General features: G+C 45.0%; 15 protein-coding genes. 6 read left to right on the forward strand and 9 right to left on the reverse strand.

Annotated elements, in window-relative coordinates:
- The first annotated feature begins 71 nt into the window (after positions 1 to 71).
- A complete protein-coding gene (locus ACFFGT_RS32115; RefSeq protein WP_377026610.1) occupies positions 72 to 263 on the forward strand; it encodes a hypothetical protein in 192 nt (63 codons plus the stop codon).
- Here ACFFGT_RS32115 and ACFFGT_RS32120 read toward each other — a convergent pair whose 3' ends face one another.
- The 7 genes from ACFFGT_RS32120 to pdhA all read right to left on the reverse strand — a co-directional run bounded on the left by ACFFGT_RS32120 (position 264) and on the right by pdhA (position 13,182).
- Positions 264 to 5,630 carry an Ig-like domain-containing protein gene (locus ACFFGT_RS32120; RefSeq protein WP_377026611.1) on the reverse strand — a complete coding sequence of 1,789 codons (5,367 nt, stop codon included), beginning with the start codon at positions 5,628 to 5,630 and terminating at the stop codon, positions 264 to 266. It lies immediately after the preceding gene.
- A 427-nt stretch (positions 5,631 to 6,057) separates the two neighbouring features.
- A complete protein-coding gene (gene trpC, locus ACFFGT_RS32125; protein WP_377026612.1) occupies positions 6,058 to 6,840 on the reverse strand; it encodes an indole-3-glycerol phosphate synthase TrpC in 783 nt (260 codons plus the stop codon).
- Between the two features lie 461 nt (positions 6,841 to 7,301).
- Positions 7,302 to 7,922 (reverse strand): anthranilate synthase component II, encoded by a 621-nt coding sequence (locus ACFFGT_RS32130; RefSeq protein WP_377026613.1) that lies wholly within the window; start codon positions 7,920 to 7,922, stop codon positions 7,302 to 7,304.
- Positions 7,923 to 8,002: 80 nt separating this feature from the next.
- Entirely contained in the window at positions 8,003 to 9,412 is a 1,410-nt protein-coding gene (locus ACFFGT_RS32135; RefSeq protein ID WP_377026614.1) for an anthranilate synthase component I family protein, read from the reverse strand.
- 247 nt (positions 9,413 to 9,659) lie between these two features.
- On the reverse strand, positions 9,660 to 10,085 hold the full coding sequence (locus tag ACFFGT_RS32140; protein WP_377026615.1) for a cytochrome B: 426 nt from the start codon (positions 10,083 to 10,085) through the stop codon (positions 9,660 to 9,662).
- A gap of 313 nt (positions 10,086 to 10,398) precedes the next feature.
- A complete protein-coding gene (locus tag ACFFGT_RS32145; protein WP_377026616.1) occupies positions 10,399 to 12,048 on the reverse strand; it encodes a dihydrolipoyl dehydrogenase family protein in 1,650 nt (549 codons plus the stop codon).
- A 138-nt stretch (positions 12,049 to 12,186) separates the two neighbouring features.
- Positions 12,187 to 13,182, reverse strand: a complete 996-nt coding sequence (pdhA, locus tag ACFFGT_RS32150) for a pyruvate dehydrogenase (acetyl-transferring) E1 component subunit alpha (RefSeq protein WP_377026617.1) — start codon at positions 13,180 to 13,182, stop codon at positions 12,187 to 12,189.
- Between the two features lie 467 nt (positions 13,183 to 13,649).
- On the opposite strand from pdhA, the gene ACFFGT_RS32155 reads away from it, so the two are divergent.
- Together ACFFGT_RS32155 and ACFFGT_RS32160 are read left to right on the forward strand one after the other, a co-directional pair.
- Entirely contained in the window at positions 13,650 to 14,255 is a 606-nt protein-coding gene (locus ACFFGT_RS32155) for a C40 family peptidase (RefSeq protein ID WP_377026618.1), read from the forward strand.
- A gap of 62 nt (positions 14,256 to 14,317) precedes the next feature.
- Positions 14,318 to 15,463, forward strand: a complete 1,146-nt coding sequence (locus ACFFGT_RS32160; RefSeq protein WP_377026619.1) for a CapA family protein — start codon at positions 14,318 to 14,320, stop codon at positions 15,461 to 15,463.
- Positions 15,464 to 15,657: 194 nt separating this feature from the next.
- Here ACFFGT_RS32160 and ACFFGT_RS32165 read toward each other — a convergent pair whose 3' ends face one another.
- On the reverse strand, positions 15,658 to 15,846 hold the full coding sequence (locus ACFFGT_RS32165) for a hypothetical protein (protein WP_377026620.1): 189 nt from the start codon (positions 15,844 to 15,846) through the stop codon (positions 15,658 to 15,660).
- A gap of 92 nt (positions 15,847 to 15,938) precedes the next feature.
- Between ACFFGT_RS32165 and ACFFGT_RS32170 the strand changes: the two genes are divergently transcribed.
- The 3 genes from ACFFGT_RS32170 (at position 15,939) to dinB (ending at position 18,728) form a co-directional block, all read left to right on the forward strand.
- Entirely contained in the window at positions 15,939 to 16,886 is a 948-nt protein-coding gene (locus tag ACFFGT_RS32170) for an SPFH domain-containing protein (RefSeq protein ID WP_377026621.1), read from the forward strand.
- 25 nt (positions 16,887 to 16,911) lie between these two features.
- Positions 16,912 to 17,469, forward strand: a complete 558-nt coding sequence (locus ACFFGT_RS32175; protein ID WP_377026622.1) for a DUF922 domain-containing protein — start codon at positions 16,912 to 16,914, stop codon at positions 17,467 to 17,469.
- 140 nt (positions 17,470 to 17,609) lie between these two features.
- Positions 17,610 to 18,728: a DNA polymerase IV gene (gene dinB / locus ACFFGT_RS32180; protein ID WP_377026623.1), complete on the forward strand. Its 1,119-nt coding sequence runs from the start codon at positions 17,610 to 17,612 to the stop codon at positions 18,726 to 18,728.
- A 21-nt stretch (positions 18,729 to 18,749) separates the two neighbouring features.
- Here the strand turns inward: dinB and ACFFGT_RS32185 are convergent, their stop codons facing one another.
- Entirely contained in the window at positions 18,750 to 21,002 is a 2,253-nt protein-coding gene (locus tag ACFFGT_RS32185; RefSeq protein WP_377026624.1) for a response regulator, read from the reverse strand.
- Between the last annotated feature and the right edge of the window lie 18 nt (positions 21,003 to 21,020).

The raw sequence follows: 21,020 nt of genomic DNA on the forward strand, positions 1-21,020 counted from the left end.
TGTTTTGTTCATTCCGTTCAGTTCTTATTAACCATTAGCTAAAAATGCGCACTATGCTTAATTTTATGTTAATGAAATATTTACTGCTTTACATCCCTTTAATCCTGTTTGTAATATCATACGGTTACAGCCGCAGGTACTACCGCTTCATTGATAATGGCCGTGCATCTGAAATTGTTCAGGCAAACCAACGCTCAAAACAGTTCATGAATATGGCTGTATTTTCGTTTGTGGCACTTTTGATAGTATTAAAGCTGCTTTAATTATCGTAAAATCACCACATAGCCCGAAAAAACCTGATTGTTCATCTTTGTGTTTACTACATAGTAATAAGTGCCGGAAGGAACCTGTTTTCCCTGAAAAGTACCGTCCCATGGTTTAGGATACCCAACAGAGTGGAATAAAAGCTGCCCGTAACGATTGAAAACATCCACAGTACAGTTTTCATAGGCAACAAGGCCTTTGATCTCCCAGTAATCATTTGCCCCATCGCCGTTAGGTGTAAATGTATTGCTGATGTTTATCACCGGCGAAACCTTAACCGCAACATGGCTTTTATTAACACAACCGTTTGATTTATCAGTGATTTTCAGTTCGTAGATTATATCCTGATCGCCGGTTACAACAGGGTTTTTAACAGCAGGGTTATCCAGGCCTGTGGTCGGCGTCCATTCATATGTTACGTTTTCGCTGCCTACCACAGGGTTTAAAGTGATGGTGTGATCTTTTAAAACATACCTTGTATCGCCGGCGGCATCAGCCTGCACCGTTGGAGGCGGAACAAAATTAATGGTAATATCATCAGTAGGGGTATGACAATCATCAGCCTGAGTTGCCCTAAGCGTTAATTTAACAAAGCCTTTGGCAATATCAATAGGATCAGGCTGAAAGGTTGGATTGTATACATCATCTGAAGGAATGAATTTACCTAAGCCCGATGCTGAGGTCCACTTTACGGTAGTGCCTGAAAGTGGCTGACCGCTTAATGGCACCATGGGGGTTTCGTTACAAACATTATCAATGCTTGGCGGCCCGGCATCGGCGCCGGGGCTTGGCGCAAATTTAAAGGTCACATCCTTGGATACAGGGCAAAAATCTTTACCGGTTGATGTTAGGGTCAGCGTTACAGATCCTGCATTCCTGTCTTCAATTGACGGAAAATATTGTCCCTTAGGATTATCCTGTTTAGAGAAACCGCCGTTTGCACCGCCAGTCCAGATCCCGGTTCTGGTAGCGCTTTGCACACTACCCTCAAGCTGTATAAATGGAGCACTAATACATACGTTGTGCGAAGGGCCCGCATCAACAATCGGGGTTGGATCTACCTCAACATGTACAGGGAATGGTTCGCCCGGGCATTTGTTTATGATCAAATATAAATTATAAGTACCTGCGTTAGCAGCAGTAGCATTCGGAATAGTTGGGCTTGGATCTGTTGATTGATAATTATTAGGACCGGTCCACAGGTACTCCGCACCGGCAACAGTCTGGGTTGACAGCACAATATTATTTCCTTCGCAAACAGGGCTGTTACTATGCCCGTCGGGCTTTAAAGTTTCAGGCCTCACGATCACTGTATAAGTAACGGGGGTGCCGGCACAGCCAAATGCCATAGGTGTTATAGTATAAGGAACCTGCAGTGCTGTTGTTAAGGTATTAACCAGCGCTTCATTAATGGTATTTCCTGTTTGATTGGTAACCGCAGGGTTGCTAATACCCGGAACAGCCGGCCGGCTCCACAAAAACGTAGGCGAAGATACATTGGATGTTAAAGTAAGCCCCAATGGAGTATTATTACACATGACAGATGCGAGTGGTGCTGGATTGGTAATTAACACCGCCGGATTAACGGTTACCTTGAGCTCATATGGTGTTCCCGGACAAGTACTGGTTTTAAAATTAAACACATACGTAACTACAACAGGCTCATTGGTTGTATTAAAAAGTACCTCCTTTATAATTGGGGAAGCCTGCCCGGATACCGCCGCATTACTGATGCCTGTAACGGCCGCCCGGCTCCAGGTAAAGCTTGTAGCCGGGGTGTTAAATTTAACCTGGTAATTAGTGCTTGTGCCATTGCAAATAGGATCGTGTCCGGGATTTATAACAACAGGCGTGGCATTTATAGTTACTTTGTAGGTAAATACAGGACCCGGGCAACCATTTAAATATGGTGTTATGTTATAAGTTACATCAACGGCTGTACCATTGGGATTGGTATTGATCAGTGTTTCGGTAATTGAGCTTGTTGTTTGACCGGTTACCGCGGGGTTACTGATGCCGGCTACGGCAGGGCGGTCCCATGAAAAAGTTGTACCCGGCTGATCGGCCGTTATGGCATAATTTAATGCAGTACCGCTGCACACCGGCTCACCCGTGCCGCTGCTTGTTACGTGCGGGGCAGGCGTAACCGTTACATCAACTTTGGTTCGCTCACTGATACAGCCATTCACTGTAGTTTCTACATAATAACTACGGTTGATAGTTAACGGAGTCGTAGGAAAAGGATTGCCTTGTTTTACAGGGCTGCCGCCAACAGGAACATTGTACCAGGTATAAGTGCCCGTTGAACCGCTTGCTGTAAGTATTGCAGATTGCCCTTCGCAAACCGTTACCTTGTTATCCGTGCCAACCACCGGCGCAGCAGGCGGGGCCATTGCCTTAACCAATACAGGGGTACGATTGCTGACAATACCGCCTACAGTTGTTGCAACGTAGTAAGTAATATCGCTCAATATTGGCGGGGTAGTAAATATCGGGCCAGCTTTAAGGGCTGTTCCGCCGGTAGCATCGCTATACCAGCGATACGTGCCTCCCGGTGCTGATGCTACAAGGGTAGCTGTACTCCCGATACAAACAGGTTTAACGGCAGCGACAGTAGGTGCGGCTGGCTTTGGGTTTATGTAAATGGTAACGCGGCTTAATTTAGCACCGCAGGGCCCGGCAGGGTCATCAGAAGTTAGCGTAAGTATTGCAACCGTTTCGCCGGGGCCAGGGGTGTAAATAGCGTCCTTCTTTCTTGGGTCGGAGAATGTGCCTGCTCCGCCTGTCCATTTTCCTGTGAAAATCCCCCCTTTAATACTTCCTCCCAATGGTACAGGGTCCCCTTGTTGTACAGTTTGGGTGGGGCCCGCATTTATATCAACCTTGTCATAAATAGTTATCGTACCGGTATTAATGCTTTGTGCACAACCGCCGCTTGCGGCTATAGTATTGGTTATGGTATACGTGCCCGCAGGAGTTTTATCCAGGTCTATTTCGCCGGTACTGGCATTTTTAAATACCAGGTTACCCGAAGCTTCGCTGAAAACTCCCGCGCTGGCCCCTGCAGCAAAAGCGGGAAGCGGGTTTGGTACATCATTACAAATCGGCGTATTATATGAAAAACTGGCATTAGGGGTTATTACTATTGATATGCTTTGGCTGGCCGTACCAGGGCAGGTGCCACCGTAAGTAAAAAAGACGGTATATTTCCCTACCGCACTTGCCGCCACATTGATCTCGCCGGTAGTTTTACTCACAAAAACAAGTCCGGAAGATGAGGCGGAAAAGGTACCTCCGGCCGGATTATAAATAACAGGCACAACATTGCTCCCCGAAGTACAAATTGTTCCGGATGGGTATTGGAACTGCGGATCAATAATAGGAGTTGTTGATACTGTATAAGCAGTACGCGGGCTTATACATGTACCATTACCCGCCTGTGCGTAAAAGGTTGTTTGAGCAAATAAAGGACTGGTAGTATAAACGTTACCGGTATGTACCGGTACGCCGCCGGTAGCATCAGTATACCACTCAATGGTTTCGCCCGATGCAGGCACGCTTAAGGTTGCCGATTGGCCCGGGCATACCGTTGCAGTACCATTAACAGATGGAGCAACCGGCGGTTGGTTAATCTTCACAGTTACAGCAGTGCGGGGCCCGTTGCATTTGTTGGCAATGCTTTGTACGTAGTAGGTTGTATTTGCTGTAAGCTCAGGTGTAACATAGGTATTGCCGGTTACTAAAAGGGTGCCTCCTGTTGGCTGATCATACCACTCATAATCATCGGGCGAGCCGGTTGCTGTAAGTGTGGCCGAGGTGCCGGAACATATTGCCGTACCTGGTGATACAGGAGCGGGGATAGGGTCAAGTAACGTTACTGTAATTGCCGACCTGTCGCTTATACATGTCCCTACAGTTGTTTGAACATAATAAGTAGTGGTGGCTGTTAAGGCAGGCGTTATAAATGTATCGCCCGAAAATATGGCAGTACCTCCGGTAGCTGTAGTAAACCATTGAAAAGTTCCGCCCTGTGTTGATGTTGCAGTTAAAGAGGTGGATGTACCGTTACAGATTACCGGCCCGTCGGAAACAATTGGCGGCTCCGGTGCCGGGGTTATGGTAACTGGTACCGGGGTACGGTCGCTTGTACAAGTGCCGTTGCTGCGCTCAACATAGTAGGTTGTATTACTTGTTAAAACCGGGGTATTAAAAGTATTGCCTATGCCAACCGGGTTACCTCCTGTTGCTGCCGTATACCAGGCATATGTACCGGTGGGCGATGGATCGGCAGTTAAGGTAATACTGGTGCCATAACAGGCAACGGGCGATTGTGAAGGCGGGGCGGCGGGTATTGGCGCTACAGATACAGGTACTGCTATACGGTTACTTGTACAATCGCCCACACGTGTTTGCACGTAATACGTTATTGGAGCTGTAAGTACCGGTGTTGTATAATCAGGACTGGAAATTAGCGGTGAACCACCTGAGGGTACATCATACCATTCAACCACACCATTTGCATCTGCATGCAGGGTGATCGATGATCCTGAACAAACACTGGTGCCGGGGCCTACTACCGGAACGGCAGGCGGCGCGTTTATCCTGGCAACTACGGGTATGCCGGAACTGGCACAGCCTTTAATTACCGTAAAAAGATAATAAGTAGTATTGGTAAATAAAGCAGGGGTGTTAAAGGTTGCATCATTGCTCAAAGGCGTTCCCGTTCCCGAAGCATTTGAATACCATGCATAACTATCGGCACCTGATGCTATTAATGTTGCAGAAGTGCCGTAACACACCGGATCTGACTGGATACTTGGACGGCCAGTTACGTTAACCACAACCGCGCTCCGCGTACTGGTACAGCTGCCTACCGTTGTTTCTACATAAAAAATTGTACCCTGGGTAATTGGATCCGTTACATATGGATTACCGGTGAACAGGAAATTGCCATTAGCATCATACCACTGGTATGTTCCGCCGGGTGCTTTAGCTGTTAATGTTGCCGCAGTATTGGGGCAAACAATCTGGTTATCAACCGTAGGCGGATTTGGAGATGCCACGGAAGTGACCTGAATACTGGTAACTTTAGGTTGGCAGCCCGGTGTTTTATCGCTTACTGTAACGGTATAAGTTCCGGCCTTGTTAACATCAATAGATGCTGTATTCTCGCCGGTGTTCCAGATATAAGTAAAGGGACCGGTACCCCCGGTTAGGTTGGCGGTTAATGTTACACTTTTTCCCGAACAAATAGTAGTAGCAGTTGAGGATATAGAAACATTTAATGTACAGGTTTGGCTGTACCCGGCAAGCGAACTAAGGATCAGCAGAAATAGTACAAGTAACGGCTTATTAATGTTCTTCATAAGTCTCTTTATACTCAATAATGTGGCTGCAAGCGGTTCTCGTTAACGACTCCCCTTATTGAGCACTGTTTTAAGATTGGCAGATAATTCTGTTATTTTATACCAACCTGGCAATGATGTGTGGCTTTTTACGTAAAATACTGAAAATATGTTTGATAAAACATGAACAAAATGAACAATGAAACCAGGGTGAAAGTATTTCTTTTACTGGTTAAAAAAATGCCCGGTTAGGAAATAACCGGGCATTTTAACTAATTTAAGATAGTGTACTTTATACAATTTGAGAGATAGGCCCGGCAATCATTTCACAGTCAGCCAAGTTGAGGTAAATAACAGCAGCTTTTCTGTGTTGATTATCCTCTTTTTAACACTTCCACAGGGCAGGGAAGTATAGGATGTTATTAGTTTACTAAGCCTTTGTATTCTCTTATAACAAAGCCACAAAATCACGCATGGCCTGCCCGGGATCCGGCTGTTTCATAAAAGTTTCGCCGATAAGGAACCCATTAAAACCTTCCAGTTTGAGGTGGCGGATAGTTTCAGGGTCGCTGATGGCGCTTTCCGAAATCTTCATAAACTCGGCAGGGATATGTTTGGCTAATTTATAAGAGGTTTCTACCGATACGGTAAAGTCGGCCAGGTTGCGGTTATTTACACCAATGGCATCCAGGTTGGGGTTGATGCTACGTTCCAGCTCTTCGAGGTTATGTACCTCAAGCAGCACGTTCAAACCTAAGCTTTTGGCAAGTTTGGCCATAGTATCAATTTCGGCAGGGGTAAGTATGGCGGCTATCAGCAAAATAATATCGGCGCCTAACGATTTTGCTTCTATTACCTGGTACTCATCTATCATAAAATCCTTGCGCAAAACAGGGATGCTGTTTACCGAACGGGCTTTCACCAAATCGGCTTTGCGGCCCATGAAAAAGTTACGGTCGGTTAAAACAGAAAGTGCAGAGGCGCCCGCAGCGGCATAATCGGTAGTAACGGCGCTAACCCTTACCTTATCATTAATAATGCCTTTTGAAGGCGATTTACGCTTAAACTCGGCTATAATACCGGTACGCGCCGGATCAAGCAGAAACTCTTTAAACGAGTAAGTTTCGCGGTGAAAATATTCCGACTCCTCAAGCACGGTATACGATGTACGTTTTTTTGCAGAAGCAACTTCTCTTTTTTTATTGGCAACTATTTTATCAAGTATCGTCATAGATCGAAGTACTAATATTTATGTCATTGCGAGGTACGAAGCAATCTCGTAGCTATGCCTGTACAACAGACTTGCATGTATGCTTTCATGTTACGGGATTGCCACGCTATCGCTTATAATGACGTAATTGTAAGCTATTGATTATTAAGTGTATTTTATGATCTGTTTTATAAGTATAGGCGTTGCCTGCGGCCCGGGCTTTCCGTTACAAGTCCTCGCTTTGCCTGCCCGCAACCCCAACCCGCGCTGTGGGCTTTTCACTGCAATCCCTAACGCGGCCTACGCGCAACATCCCCTAATATATATTTTACACGTTCTGTCTCCGCAGGGTCTCTCGCAGAGGACCCTGCGGTTCGCCGCATGCATGGCGTAGACATCAGGGTCCTCTGCGAGAGACCCTGATGGAACGTTTAAAAAGTTTTGTTATCTTAATTTTTCAAAGTTATCATTATTCCTTAAAACTAAGCCTTTAGCCAGTTTTGCATCATTTCCTTGCCGTAATCGGTCAGGATAGATTCGGGGTGGAACTGAACGCCCCTTACATCGTACTGTTTATGCTTAAGCGCCATGATGGAATTATCGGCTTCATCAATGGCGGTAACCTGCAATGAATCGGGCAGGTCCTTACCACTCACTACCCATGAGTGATAACGGCCAACTTTAAAGCTTTCGGGCAAACCTATAAAAAGTGTTTCTTCACCATCAGTAACTTTTATAGGCGTGGCTATACCGTGCATGGGCTGGTTAAGGTTATACAAACTGCCGCCAAATGCTTCGGCAATAGCCTGCTGGCCAAGGCATACGCCAAATATGCTTTTGGTAGCGGCGTACTTTTCGATTACCTCCAACAGCAAACCGGCCTCAGAAGGTATCCCAGGCCCTGGAGAAAGGATGATCTTATCAAAGGCATCCACATCCTCAATGGCAAACTGGTCGTTCCTCCAAACCTCGCACTCCAGGCCAAGCTCATTAACCAAATGCACCAGGTTATAGGTAAAGGAATCGTAATTATCTATTATCAGGATCCGCCCCCCCTGCCCCCTAAAGGGGGTGCTTGAAGGAGTATTTATATTTTCGCTCATTATACTATATGTATTAAAAATCTATCAAAATTTAAATTAACAAACTATTATTCCCCCTTTAGGGGGTTAGGGGGCGACGCTTACAACTCCTCCGCCAGTTCAAAGGCCCTTCTTAAGGCCGAGATCTTGGTATCAACCTCCCTTAATTCGCTTTCTGGTATCGAGCCTGCTACAATGCCCGCACCGGCCTGGTAATGCAGCGTATTATTTTTGCTCAAAAATGATCGGATCATGATGGCATGGTTAAAATCGCCGTTAAAGCCCAGGAAGCCAATCGCTCCACTATAAAAACTGCGTTTTATATTTTCGTTTTCGTCGATGATCTCCATGGCGCGGTATTTCGGTGCGCCGCTCAGCGTGCCTGCCGGGTAGGTATCGGCCACCACTTTAAATGCCGATACGCCGGGTTTAAGCTTACCGCTTACATGCGATACCAGGTGGATAAGGTGTGAGTAATACTGAACCTCTTTAAATGCTTTAACAGTTACATTTTCGCAATGGCGGCTCAGGTCGTTACGGGCCAAATCAACCAGCATTACGTGTTCTGCCGATTCTTTGGGGTCGTTTTCCAGGTTACGGGCCAACTCGGCATCCCGCTCATCATCCCCGCTGCGTTTAAAAGTTCCGGCTATCGGGAATATGTTGGCTACGTTATTTTTTATGGTGATCTGTGCCTCGGGCGATGAGCCGAAGATCCGGAAATCGCCAAAATCAAAATAAAATAAATATGGTGACGGGTTGATGGAGCGCAGGGCACGGTAAACGTTAAACTCATCGCCCAGGAAGGTACGTGAAAACGCTCTTGAGGGCACTATCTGGAAAACATCACCCCGGTAAATGTGCTGCTTCATTTTCTCCACTATCGCAATAAACTCATCGCCGGTAAGGTTTGATTTTTCATCGCCATTGCTTTTGAAGCTGTATTCGGGAAAGTTTTTGTTTTTGATGAGGTATTCAAGTTTCTCGATACCACCATTGGTTGGTGCGCCCTCGGGCTGGTTGTGGAAGATGTAGAGTTCGTTCTTAAAGTGATCGATAGCGATGATGTACCGGTAAATATGGTACTGCATTACCGGGATCTGGCGGGTGGCATCATCACTTTGTTTTAGTTTGATGGTTTCGTAATGCTCAACGGCCTCATGGGTAAAATAACCGAACAAACCGTTGGTGATCATTTTGAGCGGGAGCGAATCGGTTTCAAAGCTGCCGATGAAGCTGTTGATCTGTTCTATCAGATCGAACGTTCCTGGCTCATGCGTTTCCTGGCTGCCATCGGGGTATTGCTTTTTGAGGATGCCGTTGTTGAGCACCAGGCCGCTCAATGGCTCACAGCAAATATAGCTGGTGCTGTTTTCCCGGCTGTGATAGTCGGAACTTTCCAGCAGCAGCGAGTTGGGGAATACATCGCGCAGGCGAAGGTAAATACTCACCGGCGTGGTGGTGTCGGCCAGCAGCTTTTTATAGGTAGTAATGATTTTAAATGTGCTCATGTTATTTTCAAAATATCTTAAAACAAAAAAACCCGGCGAATTGGGGTCGCCGGGTTTCCTATTTAGGTTCACAATTGATTAGGTCGTCTCTGATCAAAAAGCGCAAGCCGGCTGCCAATTTAATTGGTGCCACCAGCTGTTTGTATGTATGTTTTTAATCATCGTGGTCACAAATTTATAAAGAAATTTGAATTGTCAAATTTTTTATGAAATTATTTATTTGCTAAATCCTATTAGCCACGTAGAATTACTGTGGAATCAGCATAATGCCCACAGCAATGAGCACAATCCCGATCAAATAAAAAATAGCAATGGCTTTGTGTTTAGCTTCGGGCGTGGCAGCTTTCTTCGATTTGCTGTGACCAATGGTTATTAACGCAATGGCAATGATCATGATAACCCAGTGCTCAACCGTAAAATAACGGGTAACATTGTTCTTCATAGTTTCTTTGGTAAACTGCACCATCGGACTTATAAAAAATAAAACGATGCCGATAAGCAATTGTGTATGTACCGAAATCATGGCAAACAGGTTAAGCTTGCGGTTGCCTTCGCCGTAAGGCCTTTTACTCAGCCAGCCCATAAATGCGCGTACAAGGGCCAGCAATACCAATACAATAACAATGTACCTGAAACCGGAATGAAATTCCTTAAAAAAGCTATAAAGTGTCATACATCAAAATTTGCCGTGAATATACAATATATCGGTCATTGATATCATTGGGGCATTATGTCATTTTTTGCAGACATAGACTTCCGTTAATAAAACCATGTCATTGCGAGCGCAGCGTGGCAACCGCACGGAAGCATAGCCGCCCTGTATAGCATGCGATTGCCGCGTCGCCCCATAGCACAGACCCACCCCGCTCCTCGCAATGACATATTTTATAGTTGCCGCAGTTTGGTGTTAAACAAAAAAAGCGATGAGCCTAAACCCATCGCTTTTCCAAATCCGAAATCGAAAATCCGATATCCGAAATCAATAATTATATCAACAGCCTTACAGGCTCTTCTAATAATTGTTTTAATGTTTGCAGGAAGGCTGCAGCTGTAGCACCGTCAACTACGCGGTGATCTGCGCTCAGGGTAACCTTCATGATGTTGCCAGGTACTACGGCACCATTTTTAACAACCGGCACAGCCTGGATCCCACTTACTGCAAGGATACATGCGTTAGGTGTGTTAATAATAGCAGTAAACTCGTCAACGCCAAACATACCAAGGTTTGATATGGTGAAGGTTGATCCTTCCATTTCATTTGGCTGCAGTTTTTTAGCTTTCGCTTTACCGGCAAACTCTTTCACCTCAACCGAGATGTGGCTTAATGATTTACCATCAGCAAATTTAACAACAGGTACCAGCAAACCTTCGTCAACCGCAACGGCAACACCAATGTGAACGTGCTCGTTAGTGCGGATCTTATCGCCCATGAATGCTGAGTTGATAGCCGGGTGCTGCCTCAAGGCTACAGCACAAGCTTTAACAACAAAATCATTAAATGAAATTTTAACCGGGGCAATTTCATTCATACGGGTACGGGCAGTAATAGCCTGATCCATATCAATGCTCATGGTTACATAGAAATGCGGGGCAGTAAACAAGCTTTCGCTTAAGCGGCGGCTGATAGCTTTACGCATTTGCGTAACGTTCCTTTCGGTAAATTTCTCTTCGCCTGTAAAGGTTGGTAATACGATTGGCGCTTTTGCAGCAGGTGCGGCAGATGGAGCAGCGGCAGGCGCGGCTTCAGCAGCAGCTGGTTTAGCAGATGGTGTATATTCCTCAATATCCTTTTTGATGATGCGGCCGCCTTCGGCGCTGCCTTTTACATCATTAAGGTTGATGCCTTTATCTTTAGCTATTTTACGTGCAAGCGGTGATGCTTTTACGCGGCTGTCATCATCTGATGATGCTTCGGCAGCAGGAGCAGCATCGGCTGTTTCGGTTTTAACTTCAGCAGCAGGGGCAGCTTCAGCAGCAGGGGCTGCGCCATCATCCTGTAGTAAAGGTGTGATATCGGTACCTTCTTTACCCACAATAGCAATAATGCCATTTACTTTAGCAGCTTCACCTTCTTTTACGCCAATGTATAACAGGGTACCTGCTTCATAACCCACAACTTCCATGGTAGCCTTATCGGTTGCCACATCAGCCAGTGAATCATCAGCTTTTACTTTATCGCCAACTTTAAAGTTCCATTTTTCAATGGTGCCTTCGGTCATGGTATCACTCAGCAAGGGCATGCGGATCACCGTAGCCGGGATGCTTGACAGATCAACCTTTGGTGCGGCTGGTGCCGGAGTAGCGGCAGGTGCTTTATCAGCTACTGGTGCAGCTTCTTTAGCTGGTTCTGCAGCAGCGCCGCTGCCAGCCTGATCAAGTAATGGTTTGTAATCTTCGCCTTCTTTACCTAAAATGGCAATTACAGAATCAACCGGGGCAGCAGCACCTTCCTCTATACCTATGTACAAAAGAACGCCATCCTGGTACGATTCAAAATCCATGGTAGCTTTATCGGTTTCAATCTCGGCCAGTACATCGCCCGATTTAACCTTGTCGCCAACTTTTTTATGCCATTTCGCCAATACCCCTTCGGTCATGGTATCGCTCATTTTAGGCATTTTTACTACTTCGGCCATATATTGATAGTATTATAAATTCAGTATAAATATAGTTTGTTCTTAGCGTGAAGTCCAAAGTCTGAAGCTTTTAGTTTGAAGTCTTTAATCCGACTTCAAATACTATAAACTTCAGACTTAGTACTTATGACTTAAAACTTAGTCCCTGATATAAGGATAATCTTCCTGAACATATACATCGGTATATAATTCAGAAGCATCCGGCCAAGGTGACTCTTCGGCAAATTTAACCGCCTCATCAACAATAGCTTTGATCTTAGCATCCATTTCATCAAACCATGCTTCATCAGCATATTTTTCAGTAAGGATAGTTTGTTTGGTAACTTCAAGAGGATCTTTTGCCTTGTAGCTTTCAAGCTCCTCTTTGGTACGATACTTTTGCGGATCGGACATGGAGTGGCCTTTATAACGGTAAGTACGCATTTCAAGGAAGGTTGGGCCTTCGCCTGCACGTGCACGCTGAATGGCTTCGTCCATTGCTACGTGTACTGCCGCCGGATCCATACCATCAACTGCTGATGAAGGGATACCGTAAGGCAAACCTAATTTGTAAATATCCGTTTGCACCGTTGTACGCTCAACAGAAGTACCCATAGCGTAACCGTTGTTTTCGCAAACAAAAATTACTGGCAATTTCCAAAGCGCAGCCATGTTAAAGGTTTCGGTAAGTGCACCCTGGCGTACGGCTCCATCACCCATATAGGCAATGTTCACAAACTCGGTACCTTTATATTTTTCGGCAAAAGCGATACCTGCACCCAGTGGTACCTGACCGCCTACGATGCCGTGGCCACCATAAAAATGTTTTTCTTTATCAAACATGTGCATAGATCCACCTTTGCCTTTTGAGCATCCGGTAGCTTTGCCATACATCTCGGCCATAATGGCGTTTGGAGTTACCCCCTTAGCAAGTGCGTGAGCATGATCGCGATAAGCGGTGATCATACTGTCTTCAGGTTTAATTACAGACATTGCTCCGGCCAAAACAGCCTCCTGCCCAATATACAGGTGGCAAAAGCCCCTGATTTTTTGTTGTCCGTATAATTGTCCTGTTTTTTCTTCGAACCTACGCATCAACAGCATCTGTTCGTACCACATCAGGTAGGTGTCCTTGTTTATTTCGATTGAACTCATGTATTAAACAACCTTTTTGGAGTAAAGCGCAAATCTAATTATATCCTGCAAAATATCGAAACCTCAAGCAAATTGTTGCAAAATTTTATTTGGCGGCTTTAAAGTGTGTCTGGCATCAACAAACCGGGGCCTTATAAGCTTGGCACAGGCAATACAGCTAAAATAAAACTTAAAAAAACACACCCATGGGCAATAAATTATCGTTTTACGAAGTTTTAGAAACGTTGTGATTATCTGAAAGCTAAAAAAGCCCTCAAATAATTACAACCAAATTACATTGATATGCGTACAAAAGCCTGTTTATTAAATTGATGCATAATAAAAAGCACTTTTTTATATTTTTTGAAAAATAAGTGTCATTTATTTGCAATTCTGAAAAATATAAATAGCTTTGTAGAGCACAATAGACATAATGTCTGATTTAATAAACAATTTGTTGTCCCTAACTCAACAAACAAACTGATTAAATGAAGAAATTTGCCCTGGCTATTGCCTTACTTTTCAGCGTCGTAGCTTCACAAGCTCAAACCAAAAGTGCCCCGGGCACCGGTGATGACAACAAAGACGATCAGGAAAGTTTAGGTAAAGCATACTTTTCCCAAATTATGGGGGTTGCTTTATCTGCTACCTCAAACATGAAACTCTTTCACTTTGTTTACGATTGGATAGGTACCCCTTATCACTTTGGCGGAAGCTCAAGAAGAGGTATTGACTGCTCAGCCTTCACTAAAGAATTGTACAGCGAAGTTTTTAACCTTGATATTAAACGTAACTCACGCGATATTTTCAGCATGGTTAACCCTGTTGGTAAAGATGAGTTAAAAGAAGGCGACCTGGTTTTCTTCAAAATCCACAGCCGCAGCATCTCGCACGTAGGTATTTATTTAGGTAATAATAAATTTGCTCACGCATCATCAAGGGGTGTAGCAATCAGCAGCCTTGACGATGCTTACTACAGCCGTTTCTTTTATAAAGGCGGCCGGTTGTTAGCTTCATTTAAGGATGAATTTAAAGGTTCGGCATCCATGGGTAATAACGATATGGGCGACGACGTAGACGAAAGCAAGAACTAAACGATTTTGAAATAAATAAACTAATTTGGTCCCTTCATTTTCAATGAGGGGATTTTTTTATAATGAGATTTTTATTGCTTACAGCAGCCTGCCTGGCGCTGTTTTTACAGGCGTGCAACCACCCGCCAAATAAAAAACAATTGCTGGCCCTTGCTCCCAAACCTAAACCCGATACCACAAAAACAACAGCCGCAGCCGTTGTTCAGCATGATTCCATTTGTATAGCCGCCGTTGGCGATATGATGCTCGGAACATCCTACCCCAATAATTACACCCTCCCGCCCGATAGTGCCAGAAACAGCTTTAATGTGATTGCCGATGAATTAAGAAATGCCGATGTAACATTTGGCAATCTTGAAGGCAGCCTGCTTGATGGCGGCAACCCTGCTCATTACAAGCTGCATCAAAAAAGCAAGGCCTACCTGTTCAGAATGCCTACAGCTTATGCCAGTGTTTTTAAAGATGCCGGGTTTGATATATTAAGCCTTGCCAATAACCATATTGGTGATTTTGGAGATACCGGCCGCATAAGCACTACCCGCGTGCTCGATAGTATAGGTATTAACTACGGAGGCCTGCTTACTCACCCTACTACAGTATTTGAACGCAACGGGATTAAATATGGTTTTTGCTCCTTTGCACCCAATGCCAATACCCTCCCCATCCTTGACCTGAAGAACGCTACCCGCATTATCAGCGAACTGAAACAGCGCTGTGATATCCTCATCGTATCCTTTCATGGCGGAGGCGAAGGCGTAGCTTATGAGCATGTGCCTTTTGCTATGGAATCCTTTATCAGCGAAAAACGGGGCGATGTGCATGCTTTTGCGCATAACGCAATTGATGCCGGCGCTGATGTAATATTTGGCAATGGCCCCCATGTAAGCCGGGCAATGGAGGTTTACAAAAACCGGTTAATTGCTTACAGCCTGGGTAATTTTTGTACTTATAAATGTGTGAGTGTAGCCGGTGTTTGCGGGCTGGCCCCCTTACTAAAACTGCACCTGAACAAAAATGGAGAGTTTTTGAACGGCCGCATCATATCCCTGCGACAGGCGCATGATAAAGGCCTTGAGCTTGATTCGCTTAACCGCGCTGCAATCCGGATCAGGGAGCTTACCGAAGCCGATTTCCCCGATGCAGGATTGGTTATATCCGACACCGGCGAGATCAGCCTTAATCCGGTTATTCAGAGCGAGAACCTGTAAATAAAAAAGAGGGGCAGGAATTGAACGCCGTATCTACTCATCCCGACATCACCGTAGCCGTTAACTTAATGGAAAAAAGCGCTGGCTTGTACGATTCCCCTCTTTGCGGCAAAGCCGGATAGAGAGTGGTCCAGCAAAGCGCAGACCGGGTGAGTAAACTATGCGATTTGCAATGCTAACCGTCTATTTAAGATTTAAGCCGCTTCATCTTTGGTATTCCGCACCAGGCTAATACCTGTTGTGAAAAATATTAATGAAATGATCCCTATTACTACCATGGTAGTTACCTGCGTGCTATGGTTTATGATAGCTATACCAGTATAAATGAGGCCGACTATACCGAGCACGCTCAGTATGGTTCCAAAAGTTCGTTTTAAGTTCATGGTTTGTGCTGTTTTTTATGAGCATTTTTTAAAAAACAAATAACACACCAATAATTAATGTTACTTTTATTTTAAACATAATAAACCGAACCATGCCCGAATCATTTGGATCATTGATAACGATAGCTATTTTCGTTGTCATCCTTATTACCATTTTTACCTCGTTTGTGTCTGTTAAACAGGGCACAATAGTAGTTATCACCGTGTTTGGCAAATACCGCCGCATCCTTACACCGGGGCTTAATTTTAAGATCCCCTTTATCGAAAACATTTACTCCAAGATTTCCATCCAGAACCGCTCCGTTGAGCTGGAGTTCCAGGCGGTAACTTACGACCAGGCCAATGTTTACTTTAAGGCCATGCTGCTTTACTCCGTATTGGATCAGCAGGAAGAAACCATCAAGAATGTTGCCTTTAAATTTGTTGATGAGCGCAACCTGATGCAGGCCCTTATCCGCACGGTTGAAGGTTCAATCCGGGCCTTCGTAGCAACCAAGCGCCAGAGCGAGGTACTGATATTACGCCGTGATATTGTTGAGCACGTAAAAGAGCAGCTGGATGTGATACTGGAAGGCTGGGGCTACCACCTGCAGGATCTACAGTTAAACGATATTACTTTTGATGAGGTGATCATGAAATCAATGAGCCAGGTTGTTGCATCAAACAACTTAAAAGCTGCCGCCGAAAACGAAGGCCAGGCCCTGCTTATCACCAAAACCAAAGCTGCAGAGGCCGAGGGTAACGCCATCAAAATTTCGGCACAGGCCGAGCGTGAGGCGGCTCAGTTACGCGGACAAGGTATAGCGCTGTTCCGCGAGGAAGTTGCCCGCGGTATGACTGTGGCTGCCAAAGAAATGGCCGAAGCCAATATGGATACTTCGGTAATCTTATTCACCATGTGGACAGAATCCATCAAACATTTCTCCGAAAATTCAAAAGGGAATGTTATTTTCCTTGATGGCTCAACCGATCAGATGCAACATACGTTAAAAGAAATGATGGCCTTAAACCTTTTACATACCGACAACGTCAAAAAGTAAAAGTTAAAAACCGCCATTTTTTTAAATGAAAAGAAATATTGTGAAAGGGATAGGCCTTACGGCCATGTGTATTTTGATGGTGATAACGTCGGCTTCGGCACAATCATTTCACCAGCTTACCGCCAATGATTTTTGGGGAACGCCGCGGGCTAATGCCGGCGGCGTTGTAGCTTATACCAATTGTACTATCGATTACCGTTACCAGGCGCATCGTGAGCAGGGGGGCTACCGACTCAACTTTAATATCAGGCTGATCCTTAATAATAACAAATCATGGCTTGATAAAAGCCGGGTTGGCACGCCACAGCAACTCAGTGAAATACTGAAGCACGAGCAGGGCCATTACACCATCGCCTTTTTAGAGCAGCAGGAGCTGTTACGTATTGTAAGCCGTACCCGCTTCAGCAATAATTATAACTATGAGGCCATGGCTATCTTTAACCGCATCGACGCCAAATACAAACAGCTCAATGCCGATTACGATGAAGATACCGCTCACATGACCGACCGCAAACAACAGCATAGCTGGGATATGTACTTTCAGCAAAAGCTTAAGTTTTTGCCGGAGGATACTGAGAGTTAGTTTTTTCATTGCATGTTCAAGCGTCCTTCGTTTGAACAACAGGGAGGGTAAGCTTAAACCTGCTATCTGTATTCTTACATTGCACCAACCACATCCCTTTGCAGCAACCCTGCAACCCACCTATATTTGCTTTCATCGCCATGACGGAGCAATCATCCAATATCCATCGTAAAATTATCCATATTGATATGGATGCATTTTACGCGTCGGTTGAGCAGCGGGATTTTCCGGAATACCGGGGCAAACCTTTAGTGGTTGGCGGCTTGCCCGAAGGACGGGGCGGTGTGGTGGCTACTGCCAGTTATGAAGCCCGGAAGTTTGGGATCCGTTCGGCCATGTCATCTAAGAAAGCTTTACAGCTTTGTCCGCATGCTTTGTTTGTAAGGCCGAGGTTTAATGTTTATCGTGAGGTATCACAACACATCAGGGAGATCTTTAGCCGCTATACCGACCTGATAGAACCGCTCTCCTTAGATGAAGCTTTCCTGGATGTAACCAATGATAAGCAGGATATTGGCTCGGCCATTGAGATAGCCAAACTCATTAAGCAAGCCATTAAAGACGAGTTGCAGCTCACGGCATCGGCAGGGGTATCCATCAATAAGTTTGTAGCCAAAATAGCCTCGGATATCAATAAACCCGATGGCCTCAAATTCATCGGCCCATCAAGCATCGAAAACTTTATGGAGCAGTTGCCTGTCGAAAAGTTTTTTGGTGTGGGGAAAGTAACCGCGCAAAAAATGAAGCAGATGGGCCTGCATACCGGGGCCGACCTGAAACGGCTGGAAGAAAGTGAACTTACCCGCCACTTTGGTAAAGTGGGCAGGTTTTACTATCAGATAGTGCGCGGCATTGATAACCGGGAAGTTCAACCGCACCGTGAAACCAAATCCCTCGGCGCTGAGGATACTTTTGCCTACGATTTGACTACGCTTGAAGAGATGGAGACCGAACTGGATAAGATAGCTGTCACCGTGCATAACCGACTGCTTAAATACGAATTAAAAGGCCGCACCATTACCCTCAAGGTAAAATATCACGATTTTAAACAGATCACCCGTAACCAATCGTTTCCAACACCGGTAAACGACCTGGAGACGATCAGCAATACCGCTAAACAACTCATGGCTGCTACAGGTGTCGACGATGTAAAAGTGCGCCTGTTAGGCATCTCACTTTCAAACTTTGGCGAGCTGCAGGCTAAACAACGGGATGATAAAGAGCTTGGGCCCGGAGATCAGTTAGAGTTAGAATTGTAGCCCTGAGAAAATTGTCCCCACCTAACGCGAAACCGCCTTGTTATTAACCGCTGTATACCATTTAGATAGTTTATTCATCAGCTCATCAAGCTTAACGGGCTTACTCAAATAATCATCCATACCGGCCTCCAAACAATCCTGCTCGTCACCGGTCATGGCGTTAGCGGTGAGGGCTATGATAACAGGCTGCTTAATATCTTCTTTGCGGATCACACGGGTAGCTTCAAGGCCATCCATAACGGGCATCTGCATATCCATTAATATCAACCCGTAATCATTCTGATGCAGGGCTTTTATGGCATCCAGTCCGTTTTTGGCTATACCTGGCTTATAGCCCATCTTACTTAAAATATGCTTGATAACATGCTGGTTAATCTCATTGTCTTCGGCAATAAGAATATTAAAGGGATATTTATCGCTAAACTCGACTGAAAGCTTGGCTTTAACCTGTTTATCATCGTTCTGGCCCGAATTATTTCTAAGTGCCATGAAAACCTGCTTTCCGAGTACCTGTTGTTTAATCGGTTTGTTCATGATAGAAGTAAACAGCGCCCGCTGATCTTTTATAAACTCTTCACCTACCGAGCTCAACAATATAATAGGAATATGGCTGTATTCTTCCCTGGCAATACGGGCAAACATAACTCCATCCATTACCGGCATATTCATATCCGTAATAATCAGGTCGATGTTTTTATCTTTTTGCAATACCACCAAAGCCTCTGCGGCAGATTCGGCAAGCACAGATTTAAGGTTCCAGTTTTCAAACTGGCGTTGTAGAATAGATAAGTTGGTGTGGTTATCATCAACCACCAGTATCTTTTTACCATGTAATTCGGCAAGGTCAAAACTTGGCGACTGCTGATGAGATATTTCACCCGGATAAGCATTGATGGTAAAGGAAAACTTGGCCCCAACGCCGGGTAAGCTTTGAACACCTATGGTACCCCCCATCAGCGTAACCAGCTTTTGGCATATGGCCAAACCTAAGCCGGTACCGCCGTATTTCCGTGTGGTAGATGAATCAACCTGTGAAAAAGCACGGAACAAACGGTGCAGTTTATCTTTCGGAATGCCAATGCCAGTATCCCAAACATCAAACTGCAATTTCAGCAATCCATCAATTTGTTTTTCAAGGCAGCTAACTCTAATGCCCACTTCGCCTCTTTCGGTAAACTTAATAGCATTGCTTACAAGGTTTATAAGTACCTGTTTAAGCCGGAGCGGATCGCCGATAATGCTGGGCGATATATCTTCATCAATCTCATAAACCAGGTCGAGCCCCATTTGTCCGCCTTTAACGGCAAACATATCCATCACATCTTCAATACTTTGCCTTATGTTGAAATCTTCCTTTTCAAGGTCGAGACTGCCTGCTTCTATCTTTGAAAAATCAAGGATATTGTTGATCACATGAATGAGGGTTTCGCCGCAGTTGATGATGGTTTCGGTAAACATGCGCTGCTCATCATTAAGCTCCGTTTCATTCAACAGCGCCGACATGCCGATAACCCCATTCATAGGCGTACGGATCTCATGGCTCATAGTAGCCAGGAAAATACTTTTTTCCTGGTTGGCCTGGTCGGCTGCCAGGCGGGCCTTTTGAAGCTCCTGGTTAGAAAGATTTAATTCCTGGTTAGCGGCTGCTAAAACCTCTTCATTATGCTTGCGCTCAAGCGATAATTGTGCTTCGCGCTGCAAATCGGCCATTTGCAGGGTTTGTACTATTCTTAACTCATTGTACTTGCGCAACTGATATGCCCAAAGCCCGCATATAAACATGATGACCCCGGTAAGTAATACATGGATGGCAAAAGTTTGCAGGTCGAAATAATTGAGCTGGGTAAAAAATATGTTGCCATAGCCTATATCCTGCAGATAGCTGAAAGTGGCATGATGTATAATAACTACTATAAGCAGCGGGACCTGCAGCTTCCAGTTTTGATAGGTGATAAGCAGCGCGCTTGAAATAAAGGCAAAAAAGTGCATCTCAAACATGCCGTGCATCTGGTAAATGTACTGGGCCATAAAAATACCCAGCACGGCTGCCAGCACATATTGATACAGAGGAGATTGGGGCAGGGCAATTTTTGCTGTATAATAGGCCAGCAGGCAAAGGCCGCCAACACCAAAGGCTATAAGCCAGGTATCATAAAAAAAGGCCAGTGCCAAACCAACTGCAAAATGCACAGGCAGAAAGTAATTCATCAACCTGTCTGAGCGGTCTTTGATCTCGGTTTGGAAATTAATGTTATGGGCTATGGCTGCAGTCACTATTATTGAAAACTTAGG

This window comes from Mucilaginibacter angelicae, from assembly GCF_042434235.1.
GTDB lineage: Bacteria > Bacteroidota > Bacteroidia > Sphingobacteriales > Sphingobacteriaceae > Mucilaginibacter > Mucilaginibacter angelicae.